Below are 16,896 nucleotides of genomic sequence, written 5' to 3' on the forward strand. Positions count from 1 at the left end.
GATCACGTCCTACTCTAACCGGTAGCTGGCGTTGCCTCATATGTAATATTTGAACGGCAGCTTGGGTTCGCCGGTCTGTGGCGCTGCGAGGATCACGTCGCCCACCGCGTCGGCGAAACGTATTGTCACCGGCAATCGATCATTGTGGAGGCAAGAATTGAAATTGATCTTGGTCAGGCCCATCACGTCCCCTAGCACAGTTTCGAGTTTGCAATCTCCGCGCTGTATTCGCACTTCTATGGGATTGGGCGTCTCCGGCCCTTGGTAGGTATCGAGGCGCGGAGCGAATCCTGACGTCCAGAGGAAAGCGCGGCGATCGTGCAAGATCAGGGCCGTTCCGCGGATGACCGGATATCGACCGGGCCGATATAGCTTCATACGGTCTTTCGCATCGGAAATCTGCACCCCCACGATATTGGTCCCCGGAGCAGCAGCCTCAAAGCCTTTCCATTCCGGGTCCATGAACGAAGACTTGGCATGAATGAATAGCTCGGCGGGAGGCTTTCCATCATGCATTTGTCGATATTCGGCGATCACCATCTCAACCAAACTGAATGCCGCATTCTCGCTTAAATGGAACTGCTTGGATTCGGAATGAAACCATGGGCCGAGTGCACCACGAAATACGACGCCTTCACCGCTCGAAAGAAACATTTGGGCGGCGCAACAGGCGTAACGCTCATCGGAGCTATGGTCCTGTCGCTTGTAAGCGAGGCCGACATAGCAAACGCCGGGCCTGACGTCGGCCAACTGCCATGGTCGTCCGCCATCCTTGTAATAGGCGCCGGTTAATATCTTCCAAGCGATCGTGGCGGGGTCCTCCAACCGTCGCAGCGGTTTACCGATTTTATTCAGGAAGTCGTTGGGTGCTAACGTGGTTTCCCTGACGATCTGGGTGACGATACGATCTTTGAGCAGGCGGGCCTTCAACTGGCGCCTGAAATGGGTGGCATACTGATAAATCTCTGCCGCTTCCAGATCTTCGGGAAAAAAGGTCGGCTCCAGCATCAAGTCCCTGGCAGCGGACTTGGACAGATTCACCGAGCCGCGGACGCGGTCCGCCTTGGGGACGCTCGATTGGGGCCGCCCGAGCTTGTAGATTTCCTCGGGAATGATCACAAACCAGAAATTCGGAGGCGCCTCCAAGCGATCGGCCGCCGCCACCAGTGGATCGACGTAAAGATCCACGGTTGTTTTGATCGCCTCGTTCCTGTTCTCTAGGCGAAGAGCCCGCGAGACGGCCGCGGGGTCAATGCTATCGATGATGTGCCGCGGCTTGTCGGGCCAGGCACTGGCGAAAGCGGCGCCAAAACCCGGAAACGGCACATGCTGCGGGTCGCCATTGGCGGCGTCTATTACATTGCCGACCGAGCCCATCCACCTCCGGAAGCGGGCGACTCCCGCGGAAGTGCCGATCACGCCGAAATCTATGGGTGCTCGCCCTCCATCGCCAGGGCCGAAAAGAAATAGTCCGTCCCGCGGATAGACCATGCGCTGGCCATAGCGAAACTCGAGCAACGGCTCGGGAACATGAATGGCTCTCACCCCGTCACTCCTCATCTTCGGGTATATCGAAGTCATTCTCGTCATCGAACCCAAAGTCGTCATCCGAGCTTGCGAGAATGTCGCCCGTTTCCTCGTCCTCCTGCTCCTCAGCAGCGGCGGTCTCCGCCAGCCCGAAAGGTACGTCGAACTGCACTGGAGGTACTTCGAGCGTCATGAAAGCATCGCCGCCCATGTCGATGGACAGCTCGGTCGCGTTACCGGCGACCCATCCCAGGTAAGCGAGCATCAGGTCCCGCCACCGATCATTGCGCCAAGACTTGCACATGGTTCGCCGCATCGTGTGCATGCGCCTGGCGTCACCGACCGTAGACCGACCATCCACCGTGAAGATCACGTGGCCGGAGAGGCGAAAGTGATGGAACGGGGCGGTGGCTGGCCATGCGCTGATCCCATAATGCCAGAACACATTGCGCGCCTTGGACTGACCAACAAGCTGCCGGCGCCCGGATGGACCGTGTTCCCAAGAAAAAGCTTTCTGCTCCAGGCCGGCCGCATTCTTGTCAGGCCACCACATATTCCGGCCACTTGCCATTTCCGTTGCCTGCAATCCGGCCTGCCTCAGCCGGCGATCGATACCTTGTCTCATAAGATCGACGACATGGCGTCGCGCATGATTAGTGTCGATACGATAGCCGGGAGCACCCCTCGTGAGAAACTCTTCCGTTTCGACTATTCCGGTGATGCTAATCGGGAGGCTGTCGCCGAAGTGTTCATGCAATGCCGGTGGGGAGGCGAAGGTAAGAAAACCGCGTCCAGAGGGCACCAGCGGCAGTGGGCAGCTCTTTACGGCGCGGTCCTTCGCGCCAATCGAGATCCCGCCCGCAAAATCATAGATCCGCAAATCCCGCGGCAGGACTTTGACACGCAGCCAGTTCGATACGAGTCTTTCGCTCGTTTCCACCACGCCCCGTCCGTCTCGGAGGGAGATCTCGCGCCATATCCGGGAGCGCTCGGAAGCACCTCGACGGGGTATACCCGCGGCTTGCAAGGTTTCGATCAAGTCACGCAAACCATGGGCCCAGCCTTTCATGAAGTCGACGCGCTGCGCATGTACCATCTGGAACGAGGACTCATATTCGGCGGTGCGCAAAGGAATGACGAAACTGTCATCGTTGATACCCTTGCCGGTCGTCAGGGCGATACTGATTTCGTTTCGTACGCCTTGTTTGGCCATACTGACCGGGTTCGAGACAACTAGAACCTTGCCGGCTCGGTGGCGGATCGCCTCTTCGAGGATCACCTCCCAGTTGTCTCCACCTTTTAGGCGGAAGATATCCGCCCAAACGTCGTAACCCATGGCATCAAGTCGATTACCCAGCCAGAGGGTAAACGCGTTGTCCTCCGGTGTTGCATGACTGATGAAGATGCTCTCTCGGACAGCATCCGAAGCCGCACTAGATTTTACGGTTAGAGGAGCAACATTCGTCACTGACACGTCCCCGATTCTGGCAGAGTTGAGCGAGAACAGATAGTGAAACAATGGTGCTGGCAGTCAAGGCCGGGACCGATGCTGTACACGTCCAAAGTATTGGCCCCAGCAACAAAAGCGCAATGTCATCCGCATTTGGTTGGCAAGGACCGGACGATTCGGATGACTGCTTTCTGGTCGCCGATATCAAAATCTGACAGGCCGGCCTTTGGCCTGAGATCGGTCATTTCGCCCAGGCCGGGCCGATGTCGGCGATTGGGGAATCTGAACCGGATGGCTTTTGTAACAACAGGGTCATTGGTTCGTATCCCATCAAGGCGAAGACGCCTAAATGGTATTGTGTTGAGCGATATGCGACTGCGTCACGACCGCTTTGCGCCTTCAATCTGGACGTAGATCGTAGCATAGGCCCACCCCAAATGCAGACATTGCAGATGGTCATACCCGAGGCAGGCTTGGCCGATGGGCGTTACAAAACCAGCACGAGCGGGCAGTGATCTGAAACCTCCGGATCATCGACTACATCGAAGGCTCTGACTGCTTCTTCGCGATTAACGAGCATGTAATCTGCAAAACGGCCCTGCTTCTTGTAGTGTGAAGTCCGAGTGCTTTGGAAGCCCCGCCCTGTCACCAGTTCGGTCCATCCATCTTCGCTCATAAGAGCGAGCGTCTGACTGCTTGGTTCTACGTTGAAGTCGCCGCACATTACTATCAGGTCTCCCGTTGCCGAAACCTGCCGAGAGAGTTCAAGTAGCCGCCTCGCTTGGGCGAGCCGTTCTGGCGTGTCCATCTTGCCATTCAGATCACGGAGCCCGTGCATGTGCGTCACGCTGACGGATCGGTTAGCCTCGTAGTCATACACTCTGACCCCATGCGCGCAGCGAGATCGCGGATGTTCGCCATAGTCTACGGGCGAATAATCCTTGTGCACGAAGCCTTGAGCCTGACCGATGATCGGGAACGAGCGATGTACGAAAGTAGCTAGTCCCCATTGAGACGAAACTGACTCTTCATCGTCCCAGAGAACACCTTGCGCCGCCGGGCAGAAAAAGGCGATGTGATCGGGTAAGACACATGCGACTTCACTGAAGAAGTTGGCGCGCTGCGGCAAAATTTGATCGTTGTCGCGATAAGTCAGCCAGTCCTTCCGGCTTTCAGGGCTATGCACAACCTCCTGAAGGCAAAGGATATCGGGCTCCGTCGCTTTAACATAGGCCAGCAAATCCTCATGCAGCTTTCCGCCCCACCCATTCAGGCTCACTATTTTCACGGACTTACCCTCGAGTACTGTTCATCTGAATTTCGCCTCAGCGCCAAACTTACGCAGCATCGCTGCGAGGGCCATACTTCCTCTCATAAAACAGCCGCGGTGGGTTGGTTTAAGCTGAAAAGCTCTGCAAATCTAAGTCCTCTCCATCCCGCTGTCGCTTCCGCATGTTAGAACTGCTCGCATTGGGTCAAGGGACCCCTCATGTTTAGGAGATGAGCTTGCGCATTGTGTTGACTGGCAGTTCTGGACGCGTGGGTCGTGCAATCTTCGGTGCTCTCGCCGCAGACCATGAAATCATCGGGATTGATCGTACGGCGTTCTCTACCACTCATTTCGTTGACGACTTCACAAATGAAAGTCTTCTGCGCGAGGTGCTGCAGGGGACAGATGCTGTGGTTCATACTGCAGCTCTTCACGCCCCTCACGTCGGCATAGTACCTGACACAGAGTTTCGCCGTATCAACGTGGAAGGCACATTCAAGATCGCTGAACTGGCACGTAAAGCAGGGGTCTCTCGCTTCGTATTCACCAGTACGACCGCTTTATACGGTCATGCGGTCGCGCCGGGAACCTGCACCTGGATCGATGAGAACACGCCGCCAAAGCCCAAGACAGTTTACCACCGGACAAAGCTTGAAGCTGAACAGCTTCTGGAGAACCTTGCATCTGAGGGAATGCCAGTCCGCGTGATGCGCATGTCGAGAAGCTTCCCCGAACCTGCGGACTTGATGGCAGCGTTTCGGCTGCATCGAGGGGTAGATGTTCGAGACGTGGCAAAAGCACACGCACTTGCGCTTACAAACGATAGGCCAACCTTTCAACGTTACATCATATCCGGCCTTTCGCCATTCGAGGCGGAAGACTGTTCAGACTTATCGTCTGACGCCGCTGCAGTAATCGCGCGCAAGGTTCCCGAATTTCTGGATCGTTTCGCTGCGCGGGGCTGGGATTTGCCGCATTCCATCGATCGGATCTACAGTTCCCGAGTAGCCCAAGCCGAGTTGGGCTGGACCGCAAGCTACGGATTTGAAGAGGTTTTGGCCCAAGCCCATCGAGGCAGCCTTGAAGTGCTGCCTCATCGAGCTGCGACAAAGGAACGGGCTGAGTAGCCGCCGCATTCGATGTCGTCGAACCGTGCGCTGGCAATCACCTCCGCAATCGTTCAATCCATTTTGTGATATCAGTGAACTGCTGCGTTCTCTGGGCGAGATGGCCATCAGGACGGACAAGAAACAGCTCATCGCGCTGAGGCTTAATCAGGCGAACTGTCTTGCAGCCACGTCCGGTCCGAAAGGGTGGATCAAAGACGGAGGTTTGATGCAGGAATATGTCTTCCACTTCACGCTGGCAATCCAAGAGGCTGCTGCATACTTTGACCTCCACTATCCACGCGTTTGTTGAGTACGCGGCATCGCGCCACCGAATTATCGCCCAGTTGTTGCCGATCACTCTTCCGAGTGTTACCTCGGCGCCGTCGTAGCCTTTGACTTTAAGGTCAGGCAGGCGATCACCAGGCACCACTCTGCCAGGCCACATGGCTTTCAGTTTTCCGATAAGGCTGTCGACACCTAGCGGACCAGACCTGTATGTCTCATGTAGCTGAGAGGCGCTTCTTGCCAAAGAGCGTTGTATAGCCTCCGTGCGCATGAGTGGTAAAACCACGAAGTCTCTCACGACGCGACTCAATAGGGTCTTCCCGAGCGTGAGTCGCCAGCCATAGCTGGTGCGCCCGAGCACCTTCGCCGCGACCGGGCGTCGCTCCAGCTCATACGTCTGCAAGAGATTTGAGCGGGCAGACCGCTCGATCACCGCAGCTAACTTCCACCCAATGTTAAAGGCATCCCCGATCCCCATGTTCATACCCTGAGCTCCCTGTGCGCTGTGCACATGGGCAGCATCGCCAGCGAGCACGCATCGATTGACCCGGTAACAAGCCGCGAGCCTCTGGTGGAACCGAAACTGCGATGACCAGATCAACTTCACGATAGCACCCACCGTGTTGCCAGTCCGCTTGTTGCAAAGCGATTGCAGCTCTCTCTGAGTACATGGATCCAAGTTCGTTTCAGCCAAATCCTGACAACGCCGTTCCATAGCCGGATCATTTCCATTCAATTCTGCGAACAGGCGCCAGCGACCGCCGGGCAAGGGGGCCATAGCGAAGAGCCCATCTGGATGCAGCCACGATTGAAGTGTGTCAGCCGGGAAGCTCGTATCAACATCGACATCTGCCAGAACCATGGTCTCCGGAAAGGTGCTGCCCTGGAACGGAATGTTCAACAGCTTGCGGACGGCACTGTGGGCACCATCGCAGCCTACCAACCAATCGGCTCGCACCAATTCCCTGCTGCTCTTGTGGGAGATGGTCGCCACGACGTTTTCTTCCGTTTGTCGGAGATCATCCAACTTCCATCCCCACAGGACGCGCCCGCCAAGTTCTGCAAGCCTCGCACGCAGCCTGGCCTCTAATCGGTCCTGGCCAATCAAAAGAGGTCCAGAGCAATCCACTGTTTGATCCAGCATGAGACTCTGCTCGCTCCCCAGATGAAGTAGAGTGCCGCTGGCTCTGATGGCCTCGTTGATCAGTCCATCTGTGGCACCTAGGCGTTCGAGTATTTCATATCCTCGCGGCTGCAGTCCGATTGCTCGACTTGTCGTGGATGGTGAACTCGCCTTATCAATTATCACTACATTAATGCCGCGGGAGAGGAGATCACAGGCCAAGACTAATCCTGTCGGGCCCGCTCCGACGATGGTAACATTGGTCACATTCATCATGCTCTCGCCCTGACATAGAGGCGCCTGCTGGGGTACTCCACATCTGGATAGGGGTCGCGTTCTAGCACTTCTATAACCGTGAAACCTACGGTGGCTAAGGCCGCTTCAAGCTCACCAACCTCAAACATGCGGAACTGAAGAGAGACCGACGTGCCCCACATCTCTCCCGGAGCGAGCAACCCGGCACCAAGATGGACAGCAGCAACAAGCTCACCACCAGGTATCGTCGCATGCCGAATTGCCTTCACCGCTCTCAGTAGATCCGTATCGTCAAAATGCAGCAGTGCATACAGCGCTAGGCAAGCAGCATATCGAGGGGGGGTGCCATCGAGGGACCTGATGTCCTCTAGGCGGAAGGGTATACCTGGATGCGCTCTACTAGCTTCCGCCACCATACCAGCAGACGAGTCGACGCCCTCAACGGAAAGGCCTGTTGCTTTGAGATATGCGGCTACATGACCTGGCCCACAGCCCAAGTCGCCGATAAGACCGGACCCGCTCCAGCGATAAGCAAAGGCATTTAGAAGCGCTCGATCGAATGGTTTCCCTATTAGCTCGTCGCTAAGATGGCGAGCATACGAGCAGGCAATGGCATTATAGTCTGCAGCGGTGTCGCCAGACATCATCCGGGTCGAACCGAAGGCTTGCATGGTAATCTTCCTTTTGTGGGGCAACCGTTTAGAACCAGACAGGCGGTCTTGTTGATCGACCTGCTTTTACTGTCGGCTATTCAAGAGGTCGCCTCGTTCTCGGACTGTATCCGCCTCGAGTCCCGGGGAGTGATGCAGAAAGCGAAAAAGCTGCAAAGGGTAAAGGCGACACAAGCCAGGGCAGTTGCACCCAGCGCATCCTCGATCCAAATCGCCGTGAGCGTGTTGCCTAAAGCGGCAAGTGCGAAGCACATGAAAGAAGCCATCGCAGATGCACTGGACGGTCGACTTGGCACGCTGCCAATCGCCGCACTCATGGAAACTCCGAAACGCAGGCCAAGCCCGATCTGTGATGGAATGACAGCCAGAGTGAAGGACGCAGGAGTACTGGGAATGATCTGCAGCGCGATCATCGTTAGGAAGAAACCCGTCGACCCAAGCAAGGCGAGGCCGATTGCTATTGTTGTCCGCAACCCCAATGATTGGGCCGCGGCGGAAGCGCCCATGCTGCCCGCCATGAACGCCGCTACGAGCACAATCTGCATGATCCCAAACGCCTGCGGTCCATAGCCATAGAGATTCTGCAGCAAATGAGGTGCAATGCCGACGATACTCATCAGTGCGCCGAACGCCGATGCATATCCTAGCGCGTAGCCAATGAATGCGCGCGTCTGAATTACCTCGCCGTAGCTGGTAAACACCTCCGACCAAGCGATCTGCCTCCGCGTTGTGGAAGCGCCGTCGCTGTAGATCCTGCGATTGGAGAGTAGCATTAGCAGTGACAGCACGCCGCAAATTGCCAGCAGCCAGAAGCTGGCTCGCCAATTAAACCAAATAAGTATGTATGCCCCCAGGAACGGGCCCAGAGCGGGAACAAGTGATTCTGCCATTCCCAGCCATGACATCAAACGGATGCTGGTCGCTTCATTGAAACTGCTACGGATAACTGCTGGAACGATCGCGGTGGCCGCGGCCGCCCCTGCACCCTGCAACGCGCGGGCGAGGGTGAGAATAGTGATGTCGGAGGCCATGGCGGCAAGTACCGTTGCAAAAAGGAATACGCCTGCTGCACCGACGAGTACCCTGAACTTACCAAAGGTGTCGGCAAGGGTGCCGTGAAGCAACTGGCACAGCGCAAATGTTATGAAAAACACGGGCAAAGTTGCCTGCGCCTGTGACAAGGTCCCGCCAAGTTGCATCTGCAGGTGCGGGATGCTGGGGAGGTACATGTCCGTTGCCAGCAGGCTTACGCCCGTCATCGCTAGAAGCGGAGCTATTGTGCGCAGGGGGGATTTTTGGACAGGGTGTGCCATGGGTCTTGCCTTTGAATTTTTGCTGAACCTATTGACCACACAGCACGATGGAAGCTTGATTTTGGTGATGGTTGGTCATAACGAAACGTTATGGGACACGACTTAGACTCAGCCTTGCTCCGCAGCTTTGTGGCAACCGCGCGTGTTGGAGCGATCAGTAGAGCCGCAGCCGCCTTGAATCGGACGCAGCCGGCTGTTTCACAACATTTGAAGCGGCTCGAGGAGCAATTGGGAACCAAACTGTTCCTGCGCACTAGCGCTGGAGTATCGCTTACCCCGAACGGTGAGCGCGCCGTCCTCATCGCGGCCCGGATCCTTGATCTAATTGATGGTTTAGGAGCCAGTACAGATTCCGGGCCTGGCCGCACCAAGATGCGGATTGGTCTTCCAGAGGAGTTCGTCGGGGAGAAGACCCTACAGGCACTGACCGATCTTGCGCTGATACACTCCAGCGCAGTGTTGGAATTCATCACCTGTCCTTGTGCAGAATTTGCATCAAGTGAAGGCGGTCGCCGCTTTGACTTCTGGGTCAGCGATCCGCGACTGCATCCGGACCTTACACCCCTGCACGAGAAGGCTGTGGAGCTGGACTGGATGACAGTCCGCACAGAGGCGTTTGTGGGCGCAACGATCCCAATTCTCCTATGGAAGCAACCATGCGCGTGGCGAAATGCCGTCGTACAGGCGCTTGAGGAGGCTTCTGTTGCTTGGCGTTGCGGATATGAAGCTTCACAAGTCGCGGCCCTTCAGACGGCTGCACGTGAAGGGTTGGGAGTGATGATTGCGCCAAAGGGACTTCGGATCCCAGGCTTGGTGTCGTACAGGTCGCCCTTGCTTCCAGCAGCACCGTCCGTCTGCATGGCACTATACGGTCGCTCGGATATGGCTCATGTCAGCGACGGGATCTGGCGGGTGGTGACGAGGAATCTCTGAGACAAATAACCAGTGCATAAGAGCGGGAGCCTGCAAAGCAGCCCGGGAAATGCGGCGGGATTTCTCGGCAGTTTTCAATTCGACCTAACGAGTGAGCGCGAATGCCAGGCACAAGAAGGCGCTGAAATGGAGAACTGATCGCACAACATGCGATAGCTCCCACACATCCCGCAAACGACGCCAATCAGTTTCCCTGGTGACCCAGAGGCCGAAAAAGATTGCCGACGAAGCGTCTATATCTGTCCCCTTAAGCCAGACGGCGTTCGTGGGATGAGTGACTGTCCAGTATATGGCGTGACCAATGATCATCGATCCCAGCGAGGATACAACCCACCACGTCATCGTCGGAGCTGTTCCGAGGCCAAGAAGGCTCGCCAGCGCTACCATCCCACCCAACTCTCCGATCAGGCCGCCAACTGTAAATCCTGGGTAGTATATGGCCTGAACAGTCCGATACTCCGACTCCGAGAGACGGCGTTTGCCGGGGTATTCCAAAGCGTGTGCAATCGATAGACCAAAAGTCAGAGCGATCAAGCAGAGCGTGAGTAAATGAAGTAGCAACATCTTCTATGTCTCGCTCTCTTATAGCCACGGAGCTTGGTTGATAACGGAGCGAACGTTCTTTGCACGGCAATCATTCTCTGCGATCAGACCGATGTCTTTCTTCAGATAATCTGGCAGATCATCAACGTGAAACGCTCGATTTCCATTCTTCGAAAGGCTGCTCAGCAGCCTGAAGGCGAGGCAGTAGCGCAGCAGTAACTTCAGGACTGATTGCGCACCGTCGCGAATTGCGGCTAGCCACAAAGCGACGCAGCGCCTTATCACTGGAAGTAACTCAGCAGGGTGAGCGAGCCAGCGAAACTCAACAGCCAAAACCCCGGGAACTTAGGGCCCATCACGATACCCAGAAGCAACCCAGCCGCGATCGGCAGAGCAGCGGCCATCAAGACGATATCTAGAGAGAGCAGTCCTGCCGCTACAGCGAGCGACCCGACTGCGATAAGGAGCCAATCGAGCGCCACAATAATCCAGGCAGCCTTGGCAAACTGGCGCTGTTCACCGACCAGGCCCTCAATAGCTTTGGTAAGCCCAGTCATGTGGAATGCTGCAGTGATCATCAAAATGAGTGCACTTGATACGAGGAGAACTTTTTGAAGCATGATGTTCAGGGCCTTTTCTTGCCGCCATACCTGCGGACCGGTATACGGTGCCGTATAGTGGGTCGTCAATACGGTGCCGTATAGGGAGGGGAGTCGCTGATGGCGAACAAGGATCTGCCCGCAAGAGCATGGGTGATTGCCGGGATGAAAGTGCTGGCTGATAGCGGCATCAATGCGGTCAAGGTTGAAAGGCTAGCCCTGGTGCTCGGTGTGAGTAAGGCTCCGTTCTATTGGCGCTTTAAGGATCGAAACGCATTGCTCGATGCGATGATTGAGTATTGGAAAGCGGATCTGACCACGGCACTTATTGAAAAAGTGCGGCATCTTCCGACTCCCAGACAAAGGGTCGAAGCCATAGTTGAGCTGTCGCTCGACCATGAAAGCGACGGAATATCGGTCGCGGCAGTAGAGGCGGCAATCCGTGCGTGGGCGGGACAGGATCCGGCTATTGGCAAAGTCGCAGCAGAAGTTGACGCCTTGCGCGTGGATTATCTGGTTAGGGAGCTTTCAGCCATGGGAGCAGCCCAACAGCACGCTTTGATCTTTGCGAAGTCGATTTATCTCGGTCTGATCGGTCTGTATTCCGTCAGGCATTACACTCCAGCATTGGACTGTGAAGAAGCTTACAGGGATCTCGTCGGGTCTGCTTTAGACAGGGCCGATAGACTGAGATGATGCCAGACGGACATTCAAGGATTCCTGTTTGATTTGAAGTGGATAAAACTTTTGCACGATTTATGCCATCGTAATTCCAAGGTAGTAATCCCTCGATCCGGCTTTGCTTGTGGTCGTTGACGATGGCGGTGAGCGTCTTGGTCAGATAGGGCTGCGGATCGACGGCATTAAGTTTGCAAGTCTCGATGAGCGAAGCGATGGTGCCCAGTTCTCAGCCCCTGCATCATGACCCGCAAAGAGTGCGTTCTTACGATTGAGGGCTATCGGCCAGATGGTCCGCTCGACGCTATTGTTGTCAATCTCGATGCGGCCGTCAGTCAGAAAGAGCTTCAGGCCGTCCCAGTATTTGGCGCTGTAGGCCATGGCCTCGCCGAGTGGCGACTTTGCCGCGACACGGGCACGGTGATGGACAAGCCAGGTCTGCATCTGGTTGCGACTGCCGGCTTCCTGGTCCAACTGCTCACCATCTGCGCTTCGCGGGTTCCAAGGCTCAAGGAATTGCCGGCAACAGCCTAATTTTCAGCTTGTGAACCTTGTCGCTTTCCAAGAACGGCGATCGGGAGCCAGAACTTTCTTACGCGTGTTTTCAATCGAGGACGTGCGAGCACAATTGGCCAGAGCCTGTGATGGCGCTGAAGCGCCATACTCGGTCATGCAGGTGACACGCCGTTTGGAATGGTACACCTTCAGCACGAAAACCTGAACGCGAGATATGTCATGGGTACAAATCCATCTTAGGGCCCGCCTCCGCGTGGCTCAAGGGAAGCCATGCCCATATTGACCGGGTTGACACCTTGATCGAAAAAGGCGAAACGGTACTGATCGGTACTTAAACGATGCGCCGATGAATATGTTGACCGGATTTCGGAACTCGCCTGACGGCGGCAAAGGTTTGGCTCGAGACTTTCGAGTTCGTTGGGCGCTTGAGGAGCTGGGTCAACCTTACCGGATGAACCTGGTCACTTTCACTGATCTTAAAACGGACGCATACCGGATGCGCCAGCCGTTTGGACAGATTCCCACTTGGTCTGATGGTCAGTTCAACCTATTCGAATCTGGTGCAATTGTGTTGCTGTTGGCGCAGCGCTACTCCGGTTTGCTTCCCGTTGATGAAGTAGCCCGTTCGCGCGCAGTGGTTTGGCTGTTCGCCGCTCTCGACACTGTCGAACCTCCGATTTGGGACTGGGACCTCACTCGAATGCTTGAGCGTGATAAGCCATGGTACGGCGAAAGAGCGCCGATGCTTGAAGCTCGTATAACTAGGCGACTTGACGAGCTCGCAAAGTGGCTAGGCGCCTCAGATTGGCTCGAAGGATCTTTCTCAGTGGGAGACCTGATGATGGTATCGGTTCTGCGTAGACTACATGGTACCGATTTCCTTCAGCAGTATCCGAGTTTGGCAGCTTATGTGGAGCGAGCAGAGGCGCGTCCAGCATTTGTCCGGGCTTTTCTGTCCCAGAAGCAATCGTAGTGAGCTGATTATGCCGGGAGAACGCGACCGTGATGCACTCTGAAGCAGATGCTGTCCGACATGTTTTGCCTGGGAGCGCTATGAAGTGGTAGGCCTGACCGCCTACTTCAAAGCTGACGCTGTTGAGACAGATAGGCGCTACTCTGCCTCAAAGTGGGTGCTTGATCCGGGCCAGGAGGGAGTAGGTCCACATCGCCATGACGAGAACGACGAAATATTTCTCATTCTCGAAGGAGCGCCGAAATTTTTCCTTGGTGAGCGTTGGGCTCTCTGCCCTACCGGCACATTTCTGAGAGTACCCGCACGACTTTCGAAATCTGCGGTCGACGCCGGCACGGTTTTTCAGCATGTTTCTAGGTGGCGTCTTCGAGCCAGACATGCCGGCAATCGTCAAATGGTCCGCCACCCAAGCATCGAAAGAATAGAGGGTTCAGTCGCACGACTTGTGCGTCCACCTAGCTCGGGCCAACGACGTTGCTCGCGTGCATACCTATCCCATGTTTGATTTCCCACCTCCTCTTCACAGCAACGCGCTGGCTGGGAAGTCCCGTGAGTTCGTCAAGCAGCAGGCAGTTTTAGAGTTCGAGTTCGAAACGCCAGACCGGGACCGGGATGAGTTTGTTTTCTGAACTCATGTGGATGGTATTCGGTCCGGCGAGCGACCAGCCCAGTCTTTGATAGAACCGCGCAGCCTTCTCATTGCCCACTGCGCAGGCTAACCACGCACGACGATATCCTGCACTTCTGATGGAGGAAACGGCGTCGGAGACGAGCGCAACTGCGGCGCCCTGCCCACGAGCTGAAGGAGTAACATAGAGCTCGTCAAGTTCATCCTTCGAGGTGATAGCAAGTGCCACGACGTTCGGCCCTATAGCTGCAACGCGCACGGAGGCCAGGTTTTTCGCTAGGCGCGCCCGGAAAAACTCTCGAGTGCGCAGCTTGGTCACCGAGTCCGGAAGGAGGTGGCCGTGAGCCTCGTTCCAACCCTCGGACCAAATAAGGCTAAGTTGCTCGACATCGTCAGCCAACGCGTTCCGTAAAATCAGGGTGGTGATCAAATCTCGCCCCCTTCCTTGGTAGGCACTTCTACGCATTCCAAGTACCGTTCTCCGCGCCTGCTGAGGAGATAACCAACGTTCAGGCTGTGTATCAGCCCCAGCTGCTTGATTTGCCGCATTCTCCTTTTGAATACAGTCAGTTGAACGTTGGCAGCTTTCGCTAGGTTGCTTGCAGGTGAACCCGGATTGCAACGAACTAGCCGCAGATACTCTGAAGTCCAAGCGCCACCGCGTGACCTGAAATCAAGATCGTACAAACTCTGATTGATGGCTTCTACAGCGTGAGCATCCAGATCATCACGCTCGGCAAGGGTCTTTCGCCAGTCAGCCGCGGTCAATCGAAATTCGATCTTATACAGTTGGCCATGTGACTCTGACAGAGCTCTCAAAGCTTCGCTCCGATCTTCATAGCCTGCTGACTGCGCTACAGTATCGGTGATATCAGCTGGAGAGATTGTGGTAACCAAGTCGATTGTCAGTTCTCCGACAGGCGTCATAAGCTGACCACCGGTTTTCACCGAAGGCTTCCGCCACCTGCGCAACGCAATCGATACCTCTCCACGCGCGATCTTCTCAAGCACCTGTTTTTTGAAAAGCATGGGCTATCCGTCCGACGAGTGGGTCGAGCGGCACAGCCCGTCTCTTGTGGTGCGGTCTATTGAATATGCGGCGAGGAACACGCGTACGGCAGCCTCTGCGTACTCCTGATGGCGTGATGTGTCGAAAACCGAATCGCTATCAAACATCGCGCGGTTCATCGGAATGGACAGGATCAGCCAATTGAACTGCTCCGCTGCAAGCAATGGATCCTCGACCAGAAGCAGGCCGCGCTCTTCTAACCGCTTGAAGGTTTCTGCGAGTTTATGATGGGCTCGCTTGGGGGCTGCTTCGTACCAAGCTCGCGCCACGTCTGGAAAGCGGTCAACTTCGGCAATGATAAGTCGCCGCATCCGCATGATTTCCGGTTGTATAATGTCAATCAGGTGCTGCTTCGCGAAGACCTCAAGGTCATCTGCCAGATTGTCCGACTCTGCCAAGCGCTCGAAGCTGTCTGCACCTTGGTCTTCAGCAGCTGCGATTAACCTCTGCATTGCCGCTCTGATCAGGTCGTCCTTATCGTTGAAATGGCGATAGATCGTTTGCTTTGAGACGCCGGATAGGCTGGCGATCTCATCGGTACTGGTGCCTAGATAACCCTTGTCGAGGTAAAGCTGCAGCGTCGCATCAAGTATCGCATTGCGAGCCTCGTCGGGGGTAAGGCGCGGCCGCCTCTTGGCTGAAGTCACATGGCTCTCCCATCGGGTACTTGACAGTACCAACACGGCGTGGATAGTTTAGTACTCGCGAGTACCAAATGGAGGCTTTGTTGTCCAGATCATCATTCACACCGTCCCTGGATGGAACGGTTATCGCATTTGACTTCACAGGCAGCGGGCCAAATTTAATTTTGATTGAACCTGCGGGCCACTTCCGTGGCATGAGTGCTTATGAAGAGCTTGTGCCTTTGCTCGAAGACCAGTTCACCGTGGTCCGCTATGATCGCCGCGGCCGCGGTGAGAGTACTGATGTTGGGCACTACCATCCGCAGCGGGAGGTGGAAGACCTTGGCGCTGTCATCACTGCTATAGGAGGCACCCCACTTGTTTATGGATACTCATCTGGAGCACTTCTAGCTTTGCATGCAGCTGTGGCTGGTAGTGCCATATCAGGGCTCGTTTTGATGGAGCCGCCGCTTCAGCCTGAGGATCAGCAAGAGCCAGATCCGTTGACGGCACAGCTCGATGAATTGGCTACGGCGGGACGGTATGAAGAAGCCGTGGAGTTGTTCCACACTGCGATTGGTGTTCCGCAGGAGATTATCGATGACATGCGCAGCACTGAGCGTTGGAGACGTATGGTCAGTGTCGCCCCGACGTTGGTATACGACTGCCGGCTCTCTGATGCATTGAATACAGCGGAGCTACGAACGATTTCCATTCCGACACTGGTATTAGACAGTAATGGTAGCACTGATGATCTGACGGGTTCAGCTGCGAGAGTCGCCGGTTTGCTTGCAAATGCACACCACAAGAGCCTGCCGGGCGAGTGGCATGTCGTTTCGCCGGACCTGGTCGCTGTGGAGATCGTCAAGTTCTTCGATCTCGTTTCGAGCCCTCAAATTGCAGGCTGAGCGATGCTCGGCCATGGAGCCTCCATTCATGCATGTAGTTGCCACCACTGTGACGTTCACCGTCACTGATCCTTTGGCGTCGGCTTCCTTCTTCGTTCAGCATTTTGGCTATCAGCAGGTGTTGTCTTTCGAAGGTGGCAGCGCGATTGAGAGGCCTGATGGGGGCCCGACTTTGTTTTTTATGCAGTTTGGATCTTCGAACTTAGAGCAGTCGTTGCGGTACTCAAGCGTGCAGGGCGTGAGTTTGGCACTTACGGTCCAAGACTTGGACCTCGAAGTCACTCGCCTAACCGCCAATGGCGTCATGCTTAGGAGCGAGATTGAGCAAGACGACTGGGGTGAACGTCATGCCCAAGTGTTGGACCCAAATGGCCTCATCATTCAGCTGGTCCAATGGATCAGCGGCCGACCGTACTAGGTACA

The 16,896-nt window shown here is 55.7% G+C and carries 17 protein-coding genes and 1 pseudogene; 7 read left to right on the forward strand and 11 right to left on the reverse strand.

Features of this window, described 5'->3' with window-relative positions:
• Window positions 1-36 precede the first annotated feature (36 nt).
• From GH983_RS22195 to GH983_RS22205, 3 genes are all read right to left on the reverse strand, one after another.
• Window positions 37-1,545, reverse strand: a complete 1,509-nt coding sequence (locus GH983_RS22195) for a hypothetical protein (RefSeq protein WP_153763701.1) — start codon at window positions 1,543-1,545, stop codon at window positions 37-39.
• Between the two features lie 4 nt (window positions 1,546-1,549).
• Window positions 1,550-2,995 carry a toll/interleukin-1 receptor domain-containing protein gene (locus GH983_RS22200; RefSeq protein WP_153763702.1) on the reverse strand — a complete coding sequence of 482 codons (1,446 nt, stop codon included), beginning with the start codon at window positions 2,993-2,995 and terminating at the stop codon, window positions 1,550-1,552.
• A 469-nt stretch (window positions 2,996-3,464) separates the two neighbouring features.
• Window positions 3,465-4,265, reverse strand: coding sequence for an endonuclease/exonuclease/phosphatase family protein (locus GH983_RS22205; RefSeq protein ID WP_153763703.1), 801 nt, complete (start codon window positions 4,263-4,265; stop codon window positions 3,465-3,467).
• A gap of 218 nt (window positions 4,266-4,483) precedes the next feature.
• Here GH983_RS22205 and GH983_RS22210 point away from each other — a divergent pair, with 218 nt between their 5' ends.
• Window positions 4,484-5,374: an NAD(P)-dependent oxidoreductase gene (locus tag GH983_RS22210; RefSeq protein WP_153763704.1), complete on the forward strand. Its 891-nt coding sequence runs from the start codon at window positions 4,484-4,486 to the stop codon at window positions 5,372-5,374.
• 37 nt (window positions 5,375-5,411) lie between these two features.
• Here the strand turns inward: GH983_RS22210 and GH983_RS22215 are convergent, their stop codons facing one another.
• The 3 genes from GH983_RS22215 to GH983_RS22225 all read right to left on the reverse strand — a co-directional run bounded on the left by GH983_RS22215 (window position 5,412) and on the right by GH983_RS22225 (window position 9,003).
• Window positions 5,412-7,040 (reverse strand): FAD-dependent monooxygenase, encoded by a 1,629-nt coding sequence (locus GH983_RS22215; protein WP_153763705.1) that lies wholly within the window; start codon window positions 7,038-7,040, stop codon window positions 5,412-5,414.
• The gene (locus tag GH983_RS22220; protein WP_153763706.1) at window positions 7,037-7,690 is read right to left on the reverse strand and encodes a trans-aconitate 2-methyltransferase; all 654 of its coding nucleotides are present in this window, start codon (window positions 7,688-7,690) and stop codon (window positions 7,037-7,039) included. Before GH983_RS22220 ends, GH983_RS22215 begins: the two co-directional genes overlap by 4 nt.
• An 80-nt stretch (window positions 7,691-7,770) precedes the next feature.
• Window positions 7,771-9,003: an MFS transporter gene (locus GH983_RS22225; RefSeq protein WP_153763707.1), complete on the reverse strand. Its 1,233-nt coding sequence runs from the start codon at window positions 9,001-9,003 to the stop codon at window positions 7,771-7,773.
• 90 nt (window positions 9,004-9,093) lie between these two features.
• Between GH983_RS22225 and GH983_RS22230 the strand changes: the two genes are divergently transcribed.
• Window positions 9,094-9,936 (forward strand): LysR family transcriptional regulator, encoded by an 843-nt coding sequence (locus tag GH983_RS22230; protein ID WP_153763708.1) that lies wholly within the window; start codon window positions 9,094-9,096, stop codon window positions 9,934-9,936.
• Window positions 9,937-10,760: 824 nt separating this feature from the next.
• Here GH983_RS22230 and GH983_RS22235 read toward each other — a convergent pair.
• Window positions 10,761-11,168, reverse strand: a complete 408-nt coding sequence (locus GH983_RS22235) for a hypothetical protein (protein WP_153763709.1) — start codon at window positions 11,166-11,168, stop codon at window positions 10,761-10,763.
• 30 nt (window positions 11,169-11,198) lie between these two features.
• Between GH983_RS22235 and GH983_RS22240 the strand changes: the two genes are divergently transcribed.
• Window positions 11,199-11,774: a TetR/AcrR family transcriptional regulator gene (locus tag GH983_RS22240; RefSeq protein WP_153763710.1), complete on the forward strand. Its 576-nt coding sequence runs from the start codon at window positions 11,199-11,201 to the stop codon at window positions 11,772-11,774.
• A gap of 70 nt (window positions 11,775-11,844) precedes the next feature.
• Here the strand turns inward: GH983_RS22240 and GH983_RS22245 are convergent.
• Window positions 11,845-12,191, reverse strand: a pseudogene (locus GH983_RS22245) (transposase); the annotation flags it as partial.
• Between the two features lie 427 nt (window positions 12,192-12,618).
• Here GH983_RS22245 and GH983_RS22250 point away from each other — a divergent pair.
• Both GH983_RS22250 and GH983_RS24595 read left to right on the forward strand, forming a co-directional pair.
• The gene (locus tag GH983_RS22250; RefSeq protein WP_153763711.1) at window positions 12,619-13,245 is read left to right on the forward strand and encodes a glutathione S-transferase family protein; all 627 of its coding nucleotides are present in this window, start codon (window positions 12,619-12,621) and stop codon (window positions 13,243-13,245) included.
• A gap of 157 nt (window positions 13,246-13,402) precedes the next feature.
• Complete coding sequence (locus GH983_RS24595; protein WP_371418516.1) at window positions 13,403-13,750, forward strand: cupin domain-containing protein; 348 nt, start codon at window positions 13,403-13,405, stop codon at window positions 13,748-13,750.
• 70 nt (window positions 13,751-13,820) lie between these two features.
• On the opposite strand, the gene GH983_RS22260 is transcribed toward GH983_RS24595, so the two are convergent.
• Genes GH983_RS22260 through GH983_RS22270 form a run of 3 tightly spaced genes read right to left on the reverse strand, consistent with a single transcriptional unit; the run spans window position 13,821 to window position 15,589 of the window.
• Complete coding sequence (locus GH983_RS22260) at window positions 13,821-14,303, reverse strand: GNAT family N-acetyltransferase (RefSeq protein ID WP_194842853.1); 483 nt, start codon at window positions 14,301-14,303, stop codon at window positions 13,821-13,823.
• Window positions 14,300-14,902, reverse strand: coding sequence for an ASCH domain-containing protein (locus GH983_RS22265; RefSeq protein WP_153763714.1), 603 nt, complete (start codon window positions 14,900-14,902; stop codon window positions 14,300-14,302). The genes GH983_RS22260 and GH983_RS22265 overlap by 4 nt, the downstream gene beginning before the upstream one ends.
• A gap of 3 nt (window positions 14,903-14,905) precedes the next feature.
• Complete coding sequence (locus GH983_RS22270) at window positions 14,906-15,589, reverse strand: TetR/AcrR family transcriptional regulator (protein ID WP_153763715.1); 684 nt, start codon at window positions 15,587-15,589, stop codon at window positions 14,906-14,908.
• Between the two features lie 68 nt (window positions 15,590-15,657).
• Here GH983_RS22270 and GH983_RS22275 point away from each other — a divergent pair, with 68 nt between their 5' ends.
• Both GH983_RS22275 and GH983_RS22280 read left to right on the forward strand, forming a co-directional pair.
• Window positions 15,658-16,473, forward strand: a complete 816-nt coding sequence (locus GH983_RS22275) for an alpha/beta fold hydrolase (protein ID WP_153763716.1) — start codon at window positions 15,658-15,660, stop codon at window positions 16,471-16,473.
• Between the two features lie 28 nt (window positions 16,474-16,501).
• The gene (locus GH983_RS22280; protein ID WP_153763717.1) at window positions 16,502-16,891 is read left to right on the forward strand and encodes a VOC family protein; all 390 of its coding nucleotides are present in this window, start codon (window positions 16,502-16,504) and stop codon (window positions 16,889-16,891) included.
• Window positions 16,892-16,896: the final 5 nt, after the last annotated feature.

The sequence above is a fragment of the Agrobacterium sp. MA01 genome (assembly GCF_009650195.1).
Classification (GTDB): domain Bacteria; phylum Pseudomonadota; class Alphaproteobacteria; order Rhizobiales; family Rhizobiaceae; genus Allorhizobium.

Excerpts from the sequence above, each read along its gene's own strand:
- GH983_RS22215 (WP_153763705.1), bottom strand. The coding sequence starts at position 7,040 with ATGATGAATGTGACCAATGTTACCATCGTCGGAGCGGGCCCGACAGGA.
- GH983_RS22220 (WP_153763706.1), bottom strand. The coding sequence starts at position 7,690 with ATGCAAGCCTTCGGTTCGACCCGGATGATGTCTGGCGACACCGCTGCA.
- GH983_RS22225 (WP_153763707.1), bottom strand. The coding sequence starts at position 9,003 with ATGGCACACCCTGTCCAAAAATCCCCCCTGCGCACAATAGCTCCGCTT.
- GH983_RS22230 (WP_153763708.1), top strand. The coding sequence starts at position 9,094 with ATGGGACACGACTTAGACTCAGCCTTGCTCCGCAGCTTTGTGGCAACC.
- GH983_RS22240 (WP_153763710.1), top strand. The coding sequence starts at position 11,199 with ATGGCGAACAAGGATCTGCCCGCAAGAGCATGGGTGATTGCCGGGATG.
- GH983_RS22250 (WP_153763711.1), top strand. The coding sequence starts at position 12,619 with ATGAATATGTTGACCGGATTTCGGAACTCGCCTGACGGCGGCAAAGGT.
- GH983_RS22265 (WP_153763714.1), bottom strand. The coding sequence starts at position 14,902 with ATGCTTTTCAAAAAACAGGTGCTTGAGAAGATCGCGCGTGGAGAGGTA.
- GH983_RS22275 (WP_153763716.1), top strand. The coding sequence starts at position 15,658 with ATGGAGGCTTTGTTGTCCAGATCATCATTCACACCGTCCCTGGATGGA.
- GH983_RS22280 (WP_153763717.1), top strand. The coding sequence starts at position 16,502 with ATGCATGTAGTTGCCACCACTGTGACGTTCACCGTCACTGATCCTTTG.